The 18,879-nt window shown below is 72.1% G+C and carries 17 protein-coding genes; 5 read left to right on the forward strand and 12 right to left on the reverse strand.

The window, feature by feature from the left end; translation table 11 throughout:
- Position 1: 1 nt before the first annotated feature.
- Positions 2-517: a phage holin family protein gene (locus ACZ5XS_RS14810; RefSeq protein WP_468651219.1), complete on the reverse strand. Its 516-nt coding sequence runs from the start codon at positions 515-517 to the stop codon at positions 2-4.
- Between the two features lie 162 nt (positions 518-679).
- Between ACZ5XS_RS14810 and ACZ5XS_RS14815 the strand changes: the two genes are divergently transcribed.
- Entirely contained in the window at positions 680-1,030 is a 351-nt protein-coding gene (locus ACZ5XS_RS14815; RefSeq protein ID WP_468651221.1) for a VOC family protein, read from the forward strand.
- Positions 1,031-1,081: 51 nt separating this feature from the next.
- Here the strand turns inward: ACZ5XS_RS14815 and ACZ5XS_RS14820 are convergent, their stop codons facing one another.
- The 11 genes from ACZ5XS_RS14820 to ACZ5XS_RS14870 all read right to left on the reverse strand — a co-directional run bounded on the left by ACZ5XS_RS14820 (position 1,082) and on the right by ACZ5XS_RS14870 (position 14,971).
- Positions 1,082-1,657 carry a GNAT family N-acetyltransferase gene (locus ACZ5XS_RS14820; RefSeq protein ID WP_468651222.1) on the reverse strand — a complete coding sequence of 192 codons (576 nt, stop codon included), beginning with the start codon at positions 1,655-1,657 and terminating at the stop codon, positions 1,082-1,084.
- A 67-nt stretch (positions 1,658-1,724) separates the two neighbouring features.
- On the reverse strand, positions 1,725-2,648 hold the full coding sequence (locus tag ACZ5XS_RS14825) for a S66 peptidase family protein (RefSeq protein WP_468651223.1): 924 nt from the start codon (positions 2,646-2,648) through the stop codon (positions 1,725-1,727).
- A complete protein-coding gene (locus ACZ5XS_RS14830; protein WP_468651225.1) occupies positions 2,645-4,717 on the reverse strand; it encodes a prolyl oligopeptidase family serine peptidase in 2,073 nt (690 codons plus the stop codon). The genes ACZ5XS_RS14825 and ACZ5XS_RS14830 overlap by 4 nt, the downstream gene beginning before the upstream one ends.
- A 6-nt stretch (positions 4,718-4,723) precedes the next feature.
- Complete coding sequence (locus ACZ5XS_RS14835) at positions 4,724-6,037, reverse strand: M20/M25/M40 family metallo-hydrolase (RefSeq protein ID WP_468651226.1); 1,314 nt, start codon at positions 6,035-6,037, stop codon at positions 4,724-4,726.
- Entirely contained in the window at positions 6,030-6,863 is an 834-nt protein-coding gene (locus ACZ5XS_RS14840) for a M55 family metallopeptidase (protein ID WP_468651228.1), read from the reverse strand. Before ACZ5XS_RS14840 ends, ACZ5XS_RS14835 begins: the two co-directional genes overlap by 8 nt.
- A 125-nt stretch (positions 6,864-6,988) precedes the next feature.
- Positions 6,989-7,186, reverse strand: a complete 198-nt coding sequence (locus tag ACZ5XS_RS14845; protein WP_468651230.1) for a hypothetical protein — start codon at positions 7,184-7,186, stop codon at positions 6,989-6,991.
- 157 nt (positions 7,187-7,343) lie between these two features.
- On the reverse strand, positions 7,344-8,288 hold the full coding sequence (locus ACZ5XS_RS14850) for an SMP-30/gluconolactonase/LRE family protein (protein ID WP_468651232.1): 945 nt from the start codon (positions 8,286-8,288) through the stop codon (positions 7,344-7,346).
- Positions 8,289-8,412: 124 nt separating this feature from the next.
- Positions 8,413-9,138 carry a class I SAM-dependent methyltransferase gene (locus ACZ5XS_RS14855; protein WP_468651234.1) on the reverse strand — a complete coding sequence of 242 codons (726 nt, stop codon included), beginning with the start codon at positions 9,136-9,138 and terminating at the stop codon, positions 8,413-8,415.
- 153 nt (positions 9,139-9,291) lie between these two features.
- Positions 9,292-11,760: an ATP-binding SpoIIE family protein phosphatase gene (locus tag ACZ5XS_RS14860; RefSeq protein ID WP_468651236.1), complete on the reverse strand. Its 2,469-nt coding sequence runs from the start codon at positions 11,758-11,760 to the stop codon at positions 9,292-9,294.
- Positions 11,761-11,944: 184 nt separating this feature from the next.
- Positions 11,945-14,374 (reverse strand): MFS transporter, encoded by a 2,430-nt coding sequence (locus ACZ5XS_RS14865; protein WP_468651238.1) that lies wholly within the window; start codon positions 14,372-14,374, stop codon positions 11,945-11,947.
- Between the two features lie 153 nt (positions 14,375-14,527).
- Positions 14,528-14,971 carry an SRPBCC family protein gene (locus ACZ5XS_RS14870; RefSeq protein ID WP_217239057.1) on the reverse strand — a complete coding sequence of 148 codons (444 nt, stop codon included), beginning with the start codon at positions 14,969-14,971 and terminating at the stop codon, positions 14,528-14,530.
- A gap of 135 nt (positions 14,972-15,106) precedes the next feature.
- Between ACZ5XS_RS14870 and ACZ5XS_RS14875 the strand changes: the two genes are divergently transcribed.
- The 4 genes from ACZ5XS_RS14875 (at position 15,107) to ACZ5XS_RS14890 (ending at position 18,878) form a co-directional block, all read left to right on the forward strand.
- On the forward strand, positions 15,107-16,144 hold the full coding sequence (locus ACZ5XS_RS14875; RefSeq protein WP_468651240.1) for an Rv2578c family radical SAM protein: 1,038 nt from the start codon (positions 15,107-15,109) through the stop codon (positions 16,142-16,144).
- Between the two features lie 135 nt (positions 16,145-16,279).
- Positions 16,280-17,866: an alpha/beta hydrolase gene (locus tag ACZ5XS_RS14880; RefSeq protein WP_468651242.1), complete on the forward strand. Its 1,587-nt coding sequence runs from the start codon at positions 16,280-16,282 to the stop codon at positions 17,864-17,866.
- A gap of 56 nt (positions 17,867-17,922) precedes the next feature.
- Positions 17,923-18,321, forward strand: coding sequence for a RidA family protein (locus ACZ5XS_RS14885; protein ID WP_468651244.1), 399 nt, complete (start codon positions 17,923-17,925; stop codon positions 18,319-18,321).
- A gap of 20 nt (positions 18,322-18,341) precedes the next feature.
- On the forward strand, positions 18,342-18,878 hold the full coding sequence (locus tag ACZ5XS_RS14890; RefSeq protein ID WP_468651281.1) for a GNAT family N-acetyltransferase: 537 nt from the start codon (positions 18,342-18,344) through the stop codon (positions 18,876-18,878).
- Position 18,879 lies beyond the last annotated feature (1 nt).

Below are 18,879 nucleotides of genomic sequence, written 5' to 3' on the forward strand. Positions count from 1 at the left end.
ATCACGCCCGGTGGTGCGGCTGCTCGGGGTCGACGTCGCCGCGGCGCGGCACCGCGGTCCCGGCGCCGCCGGCCGCCGGGGTGCCCACGCCGGGCGCGGTGGGCGGCATCGGCGGGTACGGCATACCGAGCCCGCTCGGCGGAACGCCCGGTGCGCTGCCGCCGGCGACACGCTGCCCGCCGCCCTCGGGCACATCCGCGTCGTGCCGGGGTGCGGGGCGTGACGTGTGAGGCCGGGCCGCGCCGCGCAGTACGTACGCCACGACGCCCAGGATCGCCGCGGTGATCAGGGCGGCGGCCCAGTCCGGCAGACCGATGGCGAGGGCCAGTCCCACGGCGAGCGCGAGGGCGGCGCCCGCGTACAGGGCGACGGCGCCCGACGCGCCGTACAGCATGGCCTTGCGGCGTTGTTTGCGGGTCTGCTCGCGCAGCTCGTCGCGCACGGTCTCGCGCGCCACCTGCGCCAGCTCGTCGACCAGGTGCCTGTCCAGATGCTCCAGATGCTCCAAGCGGTCCATGGCCGCCGGGTACCCGCAGCCACCGGCGGGTAACGCTACGGGCAGGGGCGCCCGCCCCCGCTCGCGCGCCTGGACTCTCACGGGTGCGGCCACGACGGGCCGGGACGAGGGGATCATGTGAAACGATCTCGCTCTTCCCGCCGCCCCAACTAGGCTCTCCCCATGGACATTCTGGGAGCCACGCTGCGCGTATGCGTCGACGACCTGGAGACCGCGGTCCCCTTCTACGAGCGACTGGCAGGCGGCAGAGCCCTCCGCTTCGAACGCGGCGGCGTGCAGGTCGCCGCGGTGGGCTGCTTCCTGCTGATGAGCGGCCCGGAGGCCGAGCTGGAGGTGCTGCGCAAAGTCACCGCGACGATCGCCGTCAAGGACGTCGAGGAGGCGAACCGGGTGCTGACGGAGCTGGGCGCCCGCGTCATCGCGGGCCCGGTCCCCACCCCGGCGGGCCGCAACCTGATCGCCATGCATCCGGACGGAGCGGTGTACGAGTACGTGGACCGCGGCGGCGTGTAGCCGTGCACGGCCGGCCGGTGGCTCCCCACGCGGCGCGTCACACGGCGGGGGTCATCCGCGTCGGCGCACGGGTCGGCCGGAAGCCCTCATCTCCGCGGTGACGGCCCACCGTTCGTGATCCCGCCACGCCCCGTCGATGAAGATCATGTCCGGCGAGAAGCCCTCCAGCCGGAATCCGCAGCTGCGGGCCAGCGCGATCGACGCGGCGTTGCCGGGCTGCGCGTTGATCTCCAGCCGGTGCAGCCGCATCGGCCCGAAGGCGTACCCCACCACGAGGTCCAGCCCCTCCCGCATCAGCCCGCGCCCGGCGGCGTGCGCGAAGGCCCCGTATCCGAGCGCCCCGCACTGGAAGCCGCCCTCGACGATGTTGTTGATGTTGATGAACCCCGCGACGGCACCCCCCTGCTGTTTCTCACAGACCAGGAACCCCGCCTTGGTGGGATCCTCGATCAGCCGCCCGGCGTACGCCGCGTAGGCAGCGGCACCGTCCGGCGGGAAGAGCCACGGATGATGCAGCTCCTTGCTCTCGCGGACCCGGGCGGTGAACTCGGCACCGTCCTCGTAGGTGAAGTGCCGTATGCCCACGCGGGGGCCTTCGGTGAGATACGGGGAGGCGTTGTGCGGCATTCCGCCACCCTACGACCCGCCGGGGCGAGTGTTCCTGCGGTTTCCTGAGGAGTGCCGGTGAAGGGGATCAGCGCAGTGCCGGTTCGTCGAGCGTCAATGTGCCCGCTTCGGCGTCGAGTGCGGCGGCCACCCCGAAGGGGACGGTCAGTGCTCCGCCGCAGTGCCCGAAGCCGAACTCCTCCAGCACGGGCACGCCGAGGGCCGAGAGCCGGTCGGCGAACATCGGACGCAGTTCCTCGTACGGGCCGCAGCGGTCCCACGAGCCGAGGGCGATGCCCCGCACTCCGTCGAGCCAGCCGGTGCGCAGGAGTTGGGTGAGGCTCCGGTCGAGGCTGTACGCGCGCTCTCCGACGTCCTCGATCAGCAGCAGACCGCCGCGGGCGCCGGCCCGGGTGTGGGGCGTGCCGTAACCGGTCGCGAGCAGTCTCAGGCAGCCGCCCATCGTGACGCCCCGGGCCCGCCCCGGCACCAGGGGGACACCGGAGGAGGTGACAACGCCGACGGTCTCGGGGGTGAAGAGCGTGGCCCTCAGATGTCCCTGCGCTCGGGCGTTCTTCACGAAGTCGACGCCGGCGGCAGCGGGCCCGTACAGCGTGACCAGGCCCAGCCGCACGGCGAACGCCTCGTGCAGCGCGGTGCTGTCGCTGAAGCCCACGAACACCTTCGGTCCCGCCGCCCGCATCGCCTCCCAGTCGAGGAGGTCGACCATCCGCTGGCCTCCGTATCCCCCGCGAGCGCACAGCACCGCGTCCACGGACGGGTCGCACCAGGCCTGCTGCAGGTCGGCGGCGCGGTCGGTGTCGGAGCCCGCCAGGTACCCCAGCTCGTCGTGCACGTCCAGCACATGAGGGGCGACCACCGGATCCAGATCCCAGCCGCGCAGGATGTCGAGCCCGGCCTGCAACCGGTCCTCCGCCACCGGCCCGCTGGGCGCGACGACGGCCACCCGCGCACCGGGGGCGAGCCTGGACGGCCGTACGAGTTCCTTCACGTGCTGAGCTCCAGTGTCGCAATGCCGGGCGGATGCAGCCCGAAGACCTGTGCGTACAGGGAGAGTTCGGACTCCAGGGCCCGGACCGTCGTCTCGGCCCGCCGGAAGCCGTGCCCCTCCCCCTCGAACGCGATGTAGGCGTGCGGCACCCGCCGCCCCGCCATGCGGGCCAGGAAGCGCTCGCACTGTGCGGGCGGACAGATCACGTCGTCGAGTCCCTGGAGCAGCAGGAAGGGCACGCCGATCCGGTCGGCGTGTTCGGTGGGCGAGCGCTCCGCGTACCGGGCGGGCACCTCGGCGTACGGCCCGACCAGGCCCTCCAGGTACTGCGACTCGAAGTCGTGGGTCTCCCCCGTCGCCCAGCCGGCCAGATCGAGGATGGGGTAGAGGATCGTGCCGCAGGCGTAGACGTCGGTGGTGGCGAGCGAGACCGCCGCGGTCCAGCCGCCGGCGCTGCCGCCGCGCACGGCGAGCCGGTCGCGGTCGGCGGTGCCCTCGTCGGCGAGGGCGAGCGCGACGGCCGCGCAGTCCTCGACGTCGACCACGCCCCACTGCTCGCGCAGCCGGTCCCGGTACTCACGGCCGTACCCGGTCGAGCCGCCGTAGTCGACCTCGGCGACGCCGATGCCCCTCGAGGTGAAGTAGGCGATCTCCAGGTCGAGCACGAGCGGAGCCCGGCCGGTGGGTCCGCCGTGCGCCCGGACGACGTACGGCGGCGCCTGTTCGCCCGGTGCCACGCAGCCCGGGTGGTGGGGCGGGTAGATGTGGGCGTGGATGTCGCGCCCGGCGGGCCCGGTGAAGGTGCGGATCTGTGGCTCCGGGTAGTAGGCCGGGTCCACGGCGTCGTCGTGGGCGGCGCCGACCACCCGGGCCCGTCCGGTCCGGGCGTCCAGCTCCACCACCTCGTACGCGCTGCGCGGGCTGGCACCGACCGCGACGACCCGCTCGCCGTGCACCGCGAGGGTGGGCGCGAACTCGGTCCAGGGGCCCGCCGCGTCCACGACCTCGCCGGTCTCCGGGTCGAGGATCCCGAGGGTGGTGGCGCCGCGGCCGTGCACGACGGCGATCAGACCGCCCTGCAGCGGGACGAACCAGCGGTTGCCCAGCTTCCACAGGGGGCCGCCGAACTCCTCGTCGCGGGGGCACAGCGGTACACCAGCTCCCGCAGCCGGTCCACCGTGTTCCGTGTGCGGTCCACCGTCGCCCGTGTGCGGTCCACCGTCGCCCGTGTGCGGTCCACCGTCGCCCGTGTCCAGCACACCGTCTACCGCATACAGGTTCCACCAGCCCGTACGGTCGGCTGTATACAGCAGACGGCCTTCCGTCGACCACTCGACCTGGGCGATGGCCTCATCCGGCCCGCCGGCCAGCGTCCGCGCACCGTGGAAGAAGCCGTCCGCGCCGACCTCGGCGAGGACCAGTTCCGTCCCGTCCCACGGCATGCGCGGATGGTCCCAGGCGAGCCAGGCCACGTGCCGTCCGTCGGGCGAGAGGCGGGGCCCGGTGACGAACCGGTGCCGGTCGTCGGTGAGTTCGCGTACACCGTCCCGGTCCTGGGCCGCCGAACCGTCCAGCGGGACGGCGGCGAGCACCCGGCGCACGTCGACGGGCCCGTCACCGGTGAACTCCTCCAGCACGCACCACACTTCGCCGCGATCGGCCAGCACCTGGGGATCGGCCCACCGCAGCCCGCCGCCGACCGGGGACACCGGCGTCAGCGGGCTCGGAGTGCCGCCCGGCCGGTAGCGGTACAGCCGCTGGTCGGCGAAGTGCACGAACACGACGAGCGGTTCGCCGTCGACGACGGCCCCGGCCCAGGGCTGTCCGCCGTACTCGATCACCCGGCTGCGCACGTTCCACGGCGCGGGGAGCACCGACTCCTCGGTGCCGTCGGCGCCGCGCCGCACCAGTGCGCGCCGGCCGCCCTCGGCGGGACGCGGCTCGGTCCACCACGCCTCGTCGCCGACGAAACCGACGTACTCGGGATGCCCGTCGTGCGCGGCGGCGAGTGCCGCGTCGATGGGCGAGGGCCAGGAACCGTAGGCCAGCGTCCGCACTTCGTCCCCCATGTGTGCCTAGGCCGTGCGCAGGAAGCGGTCGAGTACCCGGACGCCGAAGTGGAGCGCCTCGACGGGTACGCGTTCGTCGACTCCGTGGAAGAGGGCCTGGTAGTCGAAGCCCTCCGGGAGTTTGAGCGGCGTGAAGCCGTAGCCCGTGATGCCGAGGCGCGAGAACTGCTTGGCGTCCGTGCCTCCGGACATGCAGTACGGCACCACGTGCCCTTCCGGCGCGAACTCCTCGACGGCGGCCCGCATTTTCGCGTACGTCGTCGAGTCCACCGGCGCCTGCAGAGCCACTTCCCGGTGCTGGAACTCCCACTCCACGTCAGGTCCGGTGAGCCGGTCAAGGGTCGTGCGGAACTCGCGCTCGGAACCGGCGAGAAAGCGCCCGTCGACGTATGCCACGGCCTGACCGGGGATCACGTTGATCTTGTAACCGGCGTCGAGCATGGTCGGGTTGGCGCTGTTACGCACGGTGGATTCGACCAGCGCGGCCGCCGGGCCGAGCTTGTCCAGGAGCGCGTCCGCGTCGGCGAGGCCGGTCTCGATGCCGTACAGCGCGGCGAGTTCGGTGAGCGCGGCGCGCACGGTCGGGGTCAGCCGCAGCGGCCACTCGTGCTCGCCGATCCGGGTGATGGCGGCGGCGAGACGCGTGACGGCGTTCTCCCGGTTCACCTTGGAGCCGTGCCCGGCACGGCCGTGCGCGGTGAGCTTCAGCCAGGCCGTGCCCCGTTCACCGGCCGCGATCGGGTAGAGCTCCCGCCCGCTCCCGTCGTGGAAGGTGAACGCCCCCGACTCGCTGATGCCCTCCGTGCAGCCCTCGAACAGTGCGGGGTGCTCGTCGGCGAGGAATCCGGAGCCGTCCTCGGCGCTGGCCTCCTCGTCGGCGGTGAACGCGATGACCAGGTCCCGCCGGGGCCGCACGCCCTGCCGGGCCCAGTCCCGCACCACGGCGAGGATCATCGCGTCCATGTTCTTCATGTCGACCGCGCCCCGCCCCCAGACGACCCCGTCACGGATCTCCCCGGAGAAGGGGTGCACGCTCCAGTCCGGCGCCTCGGCGGGCACCACGTCGAGGTGACCGTGGACGAGCAGCGCGTCGGCCGACGGGTCGGTGCCCTCGATCCGCGCGACGACGTTGGTACGGCCCTTGGTGCGCTCGAGGAGGGTGGGGTCCAGGCCCGCTTCGGCGAGCCGCGCGGCGGCGTACTCGGCGGCGGGCCGTTCCCGGCAGTCGCCGCCGCCCCGGTTGGTGGTGTCGATGCGGATGAGGCCGGAGGTGAACTCGACGACCTCGTCCAGTGCCTGCTGCTCGGGCTGGTCAGCCATACTGCTCCTCCACCGCGGCCGAGACGATCGTGGTGACCGCCTTGAAGGCGCGGATCCCGTCGTACATGGTGCCGCTGGTGTACGCCACCTTCCGCTCCCCGACCCGCGTCACGCCCGGCACGACGGTGGCGGCCATCGCCAGATGCTCCGCGTCGAACTCGAGGGCGACTGTATACGGTCCACCGTCGACCGGATTCTGTCGCACGGCCAGCCCGGCCGCCTCCTTCGCCGCGGCCCGGATGTCGGCGGCGGTCCTGGCCGGTGTGCGGCAGACGGCCGCGTACCGCGAGACGTGGTCCTTGACGGCGACCTTCAGCGCCTCGGGGGCGTAACCGAGGGCGTCCTCGCAGGCCACGTCGTCGCCGGTGACCAGGACGACCGGCACGCCGTACTCGGCGACGACGTGGGCGTTGAGGAGACCCTCGCTCGCCCGTACGTCGTTCAGCCACACGCCGGTGATGGAGTTGGCGAGGTAGGTGTGGGCGAGGACGCCCTCCATGCCGGCGCCCGCGTGGTAGCCGAGGAAGGCGATGCCGTCCACGTCGCCGTGCTGCACGCCCTCGACCATGGACAGGGACTTGTGCCGCCCGGTGAGCATCTCCACCCGCTCGTCGAGCTGTTCGAGGAGGAGGTTGCGCATCGTCGAGTGGGCCTCGTTGACCACGACCTCGTCCGCGCCGCCGTCGAAGAACCCCAGGACGGCGGCGTTGACGTCCGAGGTGAACATCGAGCGGCACCGTTCCCACTGCGGCGCGCCGGGCAGTACGTCGGCCGGCCAGGTCACCCCGGTGGCGCCCTCCATGTCGGCGCTGATGAGGATCTTCATGCCCCGTCACGTTACGCGCAGCAGGGGAAACCGGCCAGAAAAGCCACCCGTGCCGCCCCCTGGGTCGGGGAATCAGTACGCCGTCGTCCGGGACTCGAGGTAGTCCTTCAGAAAGGCGTACGGCGTCACTGTCCGCCGCCGTGCGGGGCGAGGAACTGGCGGTCCCCTACGACGAGGGCGGGTCCTTCGAGGTCGAGCTCACCGTGGGCGCCCAGGACGAGTCCACCGACTGTTTCAAGGCCACCTGCGTGCTCGGCGACCGGCGGCACCGGCACGACGGGGACCTCGGCCGCGGGCGGCAGCCTCGCTTCCACCGGCGTCACCGTGCGCTCCGTGGCCGCGGTCGCGGCCGCACTGCTGGCGGCGGGCTGGGTGGCGGCGGGCTGGATGGCGTACCGCCGCGGCCCGGCGGTGAACTGACCGGGGCGGTTCGTCCTCCGGCGCCGGAGCACCGGAGGACGGACCGCTTGCCGTACGGGCTCAGACGGGGACCGCGACGGCGTTGTACGTCGTCTCGGGCGTCGGCGTGGTCGTGAAGCGCGCGTTGACCAGGTAGAGGCGGTCACCGAAGCGGGCGGCCGTGGTGGGCACGTCGAAGCGCGGGTCGGTGATCGTCTTCCGCAGGGTGGCGGTGGTGGCCCTGGCGTCGAGGTCCCAGACGCTGATCAGGTTCAGGCGGTTCTGTACGACGTACAGCGTGCGCCCTGTACGCCACAGGCCGTCGCCGTTGACGACGTCCGCCTGTCCGACCAGCGTGATCCTGGTGGCGGCACCCGTCTTCACGTTCACGTTGTACAGCTCGCCCGGCGTGCTCTTGACCACGATCAGGCCCCGGCCGTCGGGGGTGCCGACGATGCCGTTGGCGTTGTTGACCGCTGGTAGCTGCGTCCAGTCGCCGGTGAGCGGCAGGGCACGGATGTCGCCCTTCCGGCCGCCGCGCGGGACCCCGTACAGGGCCGCGTCGCGAGAGTCGGTGAACCAGGCGCGGTCGCCGAGCAGCGTGACGTCGTTGATGAAGTGACCGGTGGCCTCGGTGAGCCGGTGCGTGGCGAGAAGTTCACCGGTGCGCGAGTCGTGGACCCGGGCGACGCCCGTGTTCCCGGCGACGTACAGCAGCCCGTCGTGGTCCACCTTGAGCCCGACGGAGATCAGGCCGGTGCCGCCGGCGAAGAGGACCTTGCCCTCTCCGGTGCGCAGGTCGGTGCGGAGGATCGCGCCGTTGGCGCGGGAACCCATGTACGCGTACGGCTTGTTTCCGATGGCGATGCCCTCGGGGAGCCAGCCGTTCGGAAGGGGGAACTCCGTCGGCCAGGCGGCGTTCGGGCCGGCACTCGCCGTGCCGGCGCCGGCCGTCACGGCCAGGGCCGCCAGGGCGGCGCCGCCGAGTACGGCACGCCGGGTCGGGCGGGGGTGGGTCGGGGTCATCGTGGGCGCCTCCATGACGTGGGGTTTCGTTGACAACTGCCGCGACAACTACGTTGAGAATCCCGCGAGTTGACAACGACTCCGCGCCGGTGGGAGTTCCCTGTGGCCCCGACCGCCGCGGGCGTCACACCGTGCGGCTCGCCACCAGCCACCTCGACGGAAGTGCGATCCGGGTGCCGTCGGGCCGGTACTCGGTGGTGGTGAGGGGCAGTTCACCGCTCGCCAGGACGCTCAGCCCGGCCACGTTCAGATAGACGGGGATCGCGTCGTCGGCGACCTCGCCGGGCGCGATGCCGTGCCGGAAGACGGGCGCCAGCTTGGGCGGCGGGCCCTCGGGGCGCTGCGCCAGGCCCATGAGGACGGGCTTGGCGGCCTCGGAGAGTTCCACGAGGAAGGCCCGGCCGTGCTCTCCGAGCAGCGCGGCGATCCCGTCCACGAGCGCCTGCCGGTCGTCGGGGTCGGCCTGGTGGAGGACGCCCCGCATGTAGACGTTGGCGTCGCCGAGTTCCGCGTGCAGCGTCTCCGCCTCGCCCTTGCCGGCCGCGTCCAGCACCCGGTACGTCGCCTGGCCCGCCGGGTCGCCGCGCCGGGCGTGGTCGAGGGCGGCGGCGGACAGGTCGGCGCCGAGGACGTGCGGGAAACGGTCGGCGAGGAACCGGGTCTGGGTGCCGTTGCCGCAGCCGAGGTCCACCAGGGGCAGACCGGGGTCGACCAGATGGGGCTCGAACAGGGCGAGATGGGCGCCGGCCGTGAGGATCGGCTCCGCGTCCCAGAACACGGCCCCGGGTTCACCCGGAGCCTCACGCCAGAAGCCCTCCCAGGCCTCCCGGTACCGACTCGTCACGCTCATGACCAACTCCCCAGGGTGCGAAGGCCGCCCGCCCCCAAGTGACGGGTCAGTACGGTGTATCGCGCCCAGGTCACGCCCACAAGCGCGCGGCGCATTCCTTCACGGGTCGTTCGTGACGAGTACGCCGTCGTGCGCCCCTCACCCTCGGGACGGTCAGCGGCGCGGCAGCGTCAGCTCGAACCACACGGTCTTGCCGGCCTTCGTCCGGCTGGTTCCCCACTCGCGCGCGAGAGTGCTCACCACCCGCAGACCGCGCCCGGCCTCGTCGCCCGACCCCGCGCTCAGCAGGGTCGGCAGCTCGTGGTCGTCGTCGTCCACTTCGCACAGCAGGGTGTCGCCGCGTACCAGCCGCAGGTCGACAGGGCGGCTGTGGGAGTGCCGGACGGCGTTGGTGACGAGCTCGCTGACCATGAGCTCGGCGGGACCGGCGAGCCCCGTGAGCCCCCAGGCGTGGAGCTGTTCGCGGACCACGGCGCGGGCCCGGCCCACCTCGGCCGGGTCGAGAGTCAGCCGCCACTCGGCGACGTCGTCGGGCTCGATGCCGTTCAGGCGGGCCATCAGCAGGGCCACGTCGTCCTTGCGTCCGCCACGGGTGTTGAGGGCCCGGATGATCGTGTCGCAGGCGTCGTCCATGGAGGCGGCCGGGTGCGCGGCGGACTCGCACAGCGTGGCGAGGCCGACGCCGATGTCCTCGCCTCGCACCTCCACCAGACCGTCGGTGCACATCACGAGCCGGTCGCCGGGCCGCACGCGCACGCGTACCGCCTCGAACGGCACCCCGCCGACGCCGATCGGCGCCCCCGTCGGCAGGTCGAGCAGCTCGCTGCCGCCGTCCCGGGCACGGACCACGACGGGCGGGATGTGACCGGCGTTGGCGAGGTGCAGTTCGCTCGCGATCGGGTCGTAGACGGCGTACAGGCAGGTCGCGAGGTAGGTGTCGCCGAGGCGCTGGGCGAGGTCGTCGAGGTTGCGCAGCAGCTGGGCGGGCGGCAGGTCGAGGGCGGCCATGGTCTGTACGGCCGTCCGCAACTGGCCCATCATGGCGGCCGAGTTGAGACCGTGGCCCATGACGTCGCCGACGACCAGGGCGGTGCGGGCGCCGGGCAGTTTCACGGAGTCGAACCAGTCGCCGCCGACGCGCCCGAGGAGGGTGCCGGGCAGATAGCGGGTGGCGATGTCGCAGCCCGCCATGCGCGGCGGGATGTGCGGCAGCATGCTGTCCTGGAGGGTCTCGGCGACGCTCTCCTGGTAGGTGTACATGCGCGCGTTGTCGAGCACCAGGCCCGCGCGGGCGGCGAGTTCGGCGCCGGTGACCCGGTCCATGTCATTGAACTCGACGCGCTCGGGGTGCCGCAGCAGGATCATGAAGCCGAGGACCACGTTGCGTGCCTTGAGCGGCACGACCAGCATGGAGCGGCCCGTGATGAGGGGCCGGATGTCCCGCTTTTCGAACTGGGAGGCGATGGCGTGGCCCATCGGCTCGCTGATGCGCGGCACGAGCACGGGTTCGCCGCTGGTCATGCACTGGAAGAACGGGGTGTGCGCCGGGAACGGCATGGCCTCGCCGACCGGCACGACGTCGTCCCAGCGGCCGGGTTCGTCGGTGTGCTCCAGGGCGACCCGGTGCCACATGGTGGTCGTGTCCGGAACGCCCTCGGAGAACTCCTCGCCGGCGACGACCTGTTCGCGCAGATAGGTGCCGGCGACGTCGGTGAAGCGGGGCACGACGGCCTTGCTGACCTCGATGATGGTCTTCGCCAGGTCCAGGGAGGTGCCGATCCGGCCGCTGACCTCGTTCAGGAACTCCAGACGCTCCCGTACGGCGGTGTACTCGAGGTCTTCGGCCTCGTCGGCCACGTCCTGCGGCAGGGGGCGCCCCTCGGCCAGGGCACGGGCCGCGCGTTCACGGCGGGCCTTGCGCTCGGTGCGCCGGGGCACGCCCCAGTCGGGCGTCACGGGCACCCGGGCGTTCTGACTGAACTCCAGGACGGGATAACCCAGTTCGAGGACCTGCCCGACGATGCGCGCGCCCTCGTCGACGCTCATGCTGGGCAGGATCTCGGGGAGCCGACGGGCCAGTTCCTCGGCGCCCGGGAAGTCGGTGTGCAGCGCGAAGCCGGGCGCGATCCGCTCGAACGCCAGGTCCTGGGTGTCCTCGTCGGCGTGGTCGGGCCGCAGTCCGGCCGCGTCGGCGGCGAGGACCAGCAGGCGCTCCCGCCCGGGGCCGATCAGCGGGTAGGCCCACCACAGGACGTCGATGCGGTCGTTGTCCGCGACGGTGAGGCGGGCGCGGCCCGCGGCCGGGTAGGACAGCCGGCCGTCGAGGGACGTCTCCAGGTCGGGTCCGAGGCCGTCGTAGGCCGCGTACGCCCCGTAGGGCTGGACCTCGTCCTCCTCGGGAAGCGCTCCGGAGACGGGCAGCAGGTCGACCGCGAACCGGCCGATCGCCTCCTCCTTGGCGGCGCCGAACAGGCGGCGCGCCCCCGTGCTCCAGTGCGAGACCAGGCCGCCGCGGTCCACCACGACCACGGCCAGCGGGATGCGGCCGGACGGTGCTTGCTCCGCCGCACCGCTCCCAGCTCCGGGGCTGGGAGGTGCGTCCCTCTCGGTGCCACGGTTCATGGCCCAGGCCCTCTCTCCCCACGGCTCCGCGAGATCTGTGCCGCCTCGACCACCGTACGGCGCCGGTCGGTCACGATGTGCGGCAACGCGGGAATCGCTTCGCGGGATCACACCGGCGCACGCCCCCTCGTCCCTGCTCTGAGCAGGGACCCAATGCCCGGCAGCGCCAGTTACTGACAGGTTTTCAGTCCTCGTGTCCCAACTGCAGATCCCGTTCCGTGCGGCCTCCTGTGGCCACGTGGAGTGCGGTGGCGACCGGCGGGTAACCGGTGGCGATGACGGTGTACTCGCCGGAGGCCATGTCGGCGAACCTGAAGGTTCCGTCCGGGCCGGTGGTGAGGGTGTCCACGACGTTGCCCGCCGCGTCCAGCAGCGTCACGCGCGCGTCCTCCACGAGCCGTCCGCCGCCGGCCCGCACGGTGCCGCGCAGCACGGCCCCGCCGGCGAGTTCGACGTCCTGGCGGGTCTCACGGGAGGCCTGCACGGTGACGGGGAGCGCGGCCGGCCGGTACGCGGGGGCGCCGACGGCGAGGGTGTACTCGCCGGCCACCAGCTCGGTGATGACATAACCTCCCTCGCGCCCGCTGCGGGTGGTGGCGACGACCTCGCCCCGCACGTCGGTGAGCGTGACGGTGGCGTCCCGGACGGGGCTGCCGTCCGCGGTGACCACGGTCCCGGCGAGGCGTCCCGCACCGCCGAGGACGACGTCCAGCTCGACGGGGCGGTCCCCGACGGTCACGGAGACGGCCTGCGGCTGATGACCGCCCGCGGCGGCGATCAGGACGTACGTCCCCGAGCCCGGCGTCGACAGCGCGTACCGCCCGTCCTCGCGGCTCGCGCCCCGCCCGATCTGCTGCCCGGCGCTGTCGATCAGGGTGAGGGCCGCACGCGGCACGACCGTCCCGTCGGGACGCTGCACGGTGCCGCCCACGGGGATCTCGGCGGTGTACGGCGAGCGAAGCGGGACGGGGGCCGCGCCCGGAGGGTGGGGGAGCGCCTGCGGGACCGGGGCGTCGGCGCGGGCGGTCTCCGGCTCCGCGGCCGGGGCGTCGTAGGACACCAGGGGTTTTTCCTTGAGGAAGAAGGCGATGAGCAGGCCGAGCACGAGCACCGGCACGAGGTAGAGGAAGATCCGCGGCATGGCGTCGGCGTAGGCCCGGACGTAGCCGTCGCGCAGCGCCGGGGGCAGCGCGTGGACGAGTTGCGGGGTGAGGGACTCGGGGTCGGGGAGCGGGGCACCCGCGCGCGCGGGCAGGCGTTCCTCCAGTGAGCCGGCGAGCCGGCCGGCGAAGAGGGTCCCGAACACCGCGGCGCCGACGCTGCCGCCGATCTGCCGGAAGTAGTTGCTGGCGCTGGTGGCGGTGCCGAGGTCGGCGGGTCGTACGGAGTTCTGCACGGCGAGGATCAGGACCGGCATCACCATGCCGATGCCGGCACCGAGCACGGCCGTCCAGATGCTGTAGTGCAGCCGGGGCGTGTCGGCTTCGAGGCGGGAGAGCAGCCACATGCCGGTCACGGAGAGCGCCCCGCCGATGATCGGGTGGATCTTGTAGCGCCCGGTGCGGCTGATGAGCTGCCCGGAGATGATCGAGGCGCCGACGATGCCGGCCGTCATCGGCAGCATCAGCAGGCCCGACTCGGTGGCGGAGGCCCCGTCGGCCATCTGCAGGAAGGTCGGCAGATAGCCGGCCGCGCCGAACAGGGCGGCGCCGGTCACGAGGCCCATCAGGCCGGTGACGTTGAAGACGGAGTCCCTGAACAGCCGCAGCGGGATGAGGGGTTCGGCAGCGAAGTGCTCGGCGAGGAGGAACAGGAGGCTCGCGGCCACCGCGCCGGCGCCGAGTCCGAGGACGACCCGCGAGTCCCACGCGTACTCGGAGCCGCCCCAACTGGTCAGCAGCACCAGGCAGGTGGAGGCGGTGGCGAGCAGCAGCGCGCCGAGGACGTCGAGCCGGGGCCTGGCCGTCGGCTTGGGGAGCTTCAGGACGACGGCGACCACGGCCAGGGTGACGAGGCCGAAGGGGACGTTGAAGTAGAAGCACCAGCGCCAGGAGAGGTGGTCGGTGAAGTAGCCGCCCAGCAACGGTCCGGCGACGGAGGCGACACCGAACGCGGCGCCGATGAGGCCCAGGAACCGGCCGCGCTCCCGGGCCGGCACGATGTCCGCGGTGATCGCCTGCACGCCGGTCAGGAGGCCGCCGGCGCCGACGCCCTGGACCGCCCGGAAGGCGATCAGCTGGTCCATGGTCTGCGCGCGGCCGGCGAGTGCGGATCCGACGACGAAGACGACGATCGCGAACTGGAAGACGCCCTTGCGGCCGAGGAGGTCGCCGAGCTTGCCGTAGACCGGGAGTCCGATCGTGGCGGTGAGGAGGTAGGCGGTGATCGCCCAGGACATCCTGTCCAGGCCGTGCAGTTCGCCGACGATCTTCGGCAGCGCGGTGGCGACGATCATCTGCTCCAGCGCCGCCAGCAGCAGCGCGAGCATGAGTGCGAAGAAGACCCAGCGCACCTGGCGTGGGCTCAGTCGGGCGCCGGTGGCCGACTGCGGAGGCGGGCCCTGCGACGGGGGTGCCGGGGCCGGTTCGTCCTGTACCAGAGTGACCCCGCCCACGTATCGCTCCCCTCGTCGCGCTTTCGCACAATTCCCGCGTAAGGCGACAACTGCGAGCAAGCGCGACGAGTTACGGCGTACCGCCGGGGCGCACGGAGATCCACTCGAACCGGTGAGGGGGGCAACGGCCGCTCACCGGTGCCCCGTTGGGGACTACTTCTCGACCTCGGCGGCGAGCTTGTCGAGCATGGCGTCGTAGATCCGGCCGAGGCCCTTGGGGGCGAAGGTCTTCTCGAAGAAGCCGCCGATACCGCCGGCGCCCTGCCAGACGGTGGTGACGACGACCCGGGACTTGCCCTCGCCGGCCGGGGTGACCCGCCAGGTGGTGACCATCGAGGAGTTGCGGTCCTTCTCGACGAGCTCGCCGTCGGTGGGCTCGCTGACCTCCAGGAGGCAGTCGCGGACGCGCTTGCTGGTGGCCTGGAGCTTCCAGTGCACGAGGGTGCCCTCGCCGTCGCCGCCCTCGCGCACCTCGTACTCGCTGAAGTGCGCGGGCAACACCTTCGCGCGCGTGCCGCTGTAGTCGGCGAGGGCGTCGAACACCTTCTCCGCGTCCGCCGCGACGATCCGCTCCGTAGTGGCCTCGACCTGCGCCATTGACTTCCTCCAGGACCTTGGTTCTCGGGGTTTGGGCAAGCCAACCACCCCGGGTCCCGGGCGCCCAAATCGGGGGTCGCACGATCAAGGGAACAAATGTTCTATTCTTGGGGTCAGTGCTACCGAGGAGGCCTCATGCGCTGGGAGAACCTCACAGAGTCCGGCGATCACAGCCGGGCCGACGCCGCTCTGTTCGACGCGGACGCCGTGACCAGCCGTACGTTCGACACGCCCGAGTTCGCCGGGATCACCTTCCACGAGATCCGGGCCCGGTCGATCATCAACCGCGTGCCGGGCGCCTCCCGCATGCCGTTCGAATGGACGGTCAACCCCTATCGAGGCTGCTCGCACGCGTGCGTGTACTGCTTCGCCCGCAAGACGCACAGCTACCTGGATCTGGACACGGGCGTCGACTTCGACTCCCAGATCGTGGTCAAGACGAACGCGCCGGAGCTGCTGCGCCGCCAGCTGGGCTCGCGCCGCTGGCAGGGCGAGCACATCGCGATGGGCACCAACGTCGACTGCTACCAGCGCGCCGAGGGCCGCTACCGCCTGATGCCGGGCATCATCACGGCCCTGACCGACCACGCCAACCCCTTCTCGATCCTGACGAAGGGCACGCTGATCCTGCGCGATCTCGACCTGCTGAAGCGGGCGGCGGAGGTGACGGACGTCGGCATCTCGGTCTCGGTCGGCTTCACCGAACCCGGGCTGTGGCGCACCGTCGAGCCGGGCACACCCGCGCCCGAGCGGCGCCTGGACGTCGTACGGACTCTCGGCGAGCACGGCATCGGGTGCGGCGTCCTGATGGCGCCGGTCATCCCGTTCCTGAGCGACCATCCGGCCCAACTGCGGGACACCGTACGGGCGATCGCGGAGTCCGGGGCCACTTCGGTCACCCCGCTGGTGCTGCATCTGCGCCCCGGCGCCCGGGAGTGGTTCATGGCCTGGCTGATGCGCCACCATCCGCATCTGGTGGGCCGTTACGAGCGGCTGTACGCGGACGGCGCCTACGCCCCGAAGTGGTACCAGCGCCGGATCACCCGTCAGGTCCACGAGCTGGCGCAGGAGTACGGGATCGGCCCCGCGCGCGCGGGGATGCCGCGGCGCGTCCGTGAGCCGGAGCCCGACCGGCCGGATCTGTCCGAACCGACTCAACTCACGCTGATCTGAGCGCATACGAGCGCATACCGCGATCCAATTGGGTCAAGTATTGCCAGAATCCGTTCTTCCAGGGGTTCTTTCCGGGACGATGCGGCGGGGACCGTGACCTTCGCGGTCCGAAACCCTCCGTCCTGGGAGGACTCCATGAGAAAACGCGCAGCCGCGCTGTGCGGTGCCGCCGTCGTCGTGGCCGGGAGCTTCACGGCCGTCCCCGCCGGCGCGAGCACCTTACCGACCGCCCGGACCGCACAGACCTCCGGGGCCGCGAAACCCGCCTGGAAGAAGTGCGGCACCGCCGACTATCCGACGCTCCAGTGCGCGTCGCTCAAGGTGCCGCTCGACCACGCGAAGCCGAACGGCCGGCAGATCACCCTCGCACTGTCCCGCGTCCCGCACACCGCGAAGAAGTACCAGGGCCCGCTGCTGGTCAACCCCGGCGGCCCCGGCGGCAGCGGTCTGACGCTCGCCGGATTCGTGGCCTCCACGCTGCCCAAGGCGGTCGCGGCCCAGTACGACGTCATCGGCTTCGACCCGCGCGGAGTGGGCGCGAGCAAGCCCGCCCTCGACTGCAGGCCGGGCCACTTCGACCCGGTGCGCCCGGACTCCGTGCCGAGCACACCCGCGATCGAGAAGGCCAACCTCTCCCGCGCCAAGTCCTTCGCCGCCGCCTGCGGCAAGAAGTACGCGAGCGTGCTGCCGTACATCAACACGCTCAGCGCCGTGCGGGACATGGACGCGATCCGCAAGGCGCTGGGCGCCAAGAAGATCAACTACTTCGGCTACTCGTACGGCACCTACCTCGGCGCGGTCTACGGCAAGCTCTACCCGGAGCGGGTGCGGCGCCTGGTCCTGGACTCGATCGTCGACCCCACCGGTGTGTGGTACGACGCCAACCTCGCCCAGGACCACGCCTTCGACGACCGCCACCGGGCGCTGATGGCCTGGATCGCCAAGTACGACGCCACGTACAAGCTCGGCACCGATCCGGAGAAGATCGAGGCCAAGTGGTACGCGATGCGGGCGGCCCTGGCCAAGAAGCCGGCCGGCGGGCAGGTGGGCGCCTCCGAACTGGAGGACACCTTCATCCCGGGCGGCTATTACAACGGCTACTGGCCCTATCTCGCCGAGGCGTTCGCGGCGTACGTGAACGACAAGAACGCCGACCCGCTGGTCGAGGCGTACGAGAACTTCGCCGCCGTGGACGCCTCCGGTGACAACGGCTACAGCATCTACACCTCGGTGCAGTGCCGTGACGCGTCCTGGCCGCGCGACTGGAAGCAGTGGCGCAAGGACAACTGGGCGGTGTACGAGAAGGCGCCGTTCATGGCGTGGAACAACGCCTGGTACAACGCGCCGTGCGCGTTCTGGCCGACCGACTCGCTGCAGCCGAAGAACGTCGCCAACGGCAACTTGCCGCCGGCACTGCTCTTCCAGGCGACGGACGACGCGGCCACCCCGTACCAGGGCGGCACGACGGTCCACCGGCTGCTCGCCCACTCCAGTCTGGTGGTCGAGGAAGGCGGCGGGAACCACGGCATCTCGCTGAGCGGCAACGCCTGCCTGGACGAGTACCTGGCGGCGTACCTGACCGACGGCACGGTGCCGCGCGGTCACGGCGAGGCCGACGCGGTGTGCAAGGCACTGCCCGACCCGGAGCCGCTGAGCTCGAAGGCGGCGTCGACGTCGTCCCGCGGCTCGACCCTGCACGGTCTGCTCGGCTTCCGCGGCTGAGCACGGCCTGACGGCCCGTCGGGGGCGTTGTCGGACCCATGGTCCACCATGGACGCATGAGTGAGCTGACGAGGATTCCCGCCCCCGACGGTGTCGCCCCCGCCGCCGCGTACACCCACGTCGTGACGGGCACCGGCCGTTTCGTCGCGGTCTCCGGCCAGCTCGCCCTGGACGAGGCCGGCGATCTCGTCGGTGCCGGCGACCCCGCGGCGCAGGCCCGGCAGGTCTTCGAGAACCTCCGCCGCTGCCTCGCCGCCGCGGGCGCGACCTTCGACGACGTCGTCAAACTCACCATCTTCGTCACGGACATGGCCCACCTGCCCGCGATCCGCGCGGCCCGCGCCGCCCACATACCCGACGACCGCCTGCCGGCCGCCTCCGCCGTGCAGGTCGCCGCGCTGGTCCGGCCCGAGTTCCTGATGGAGATCGAGGCGTTCGCGGTGGTCGGCACGTGAGCGACGTGCGGGTGCGGGACATGAGGCTCGCCGACTGCCACCGCGTCTCCGAGATCCGCGTGCGCGGATGGCAGAGCGCCTACCGGGGCCTGATGCCACAGTCCTTCCTCGACGCCCTCAGCGTGACGAAGGACGCCGAGCGACGGCGCTCCCTCTTCTCGGCGCGCGCGAGCGACGGTGTGGTGAACCTGGTCGCCGTGGGGGCACCTCCCAGGCCCTCAAGGCACTGGGGGAGGGACGGCGAGATCGTCGGCTGGGCGGCGCACGGCCCGTACCGCGACGGCGACACCCGCACCGCGGACGCCGAGCTGTACGCGGTCTACGTCGACTCCGCGCATCTGGGGAGCGGGGTCGGAAGGGCGCTGCTGGAGACGTCAATGCAGCAGTGCGGCGCCCGGGCACGCCTGTTCCTGTGGGTGCTGAAGGAAAACACGCGCGCCCGTCGCTTCTACGAGCGGGCGGGCTTTCGCCCGGACGGCGCCGAGGAACCGTTCGAGGTCGACCGAGTCCTGGTGCCGGAGGTCCGGTACGTACGGGAGCCGGCGCCGTCGGCCTGAG

The sequence above is a fragment of the Streptomyces sp. NPDC033131 genome, assembly GCF_055578365.1.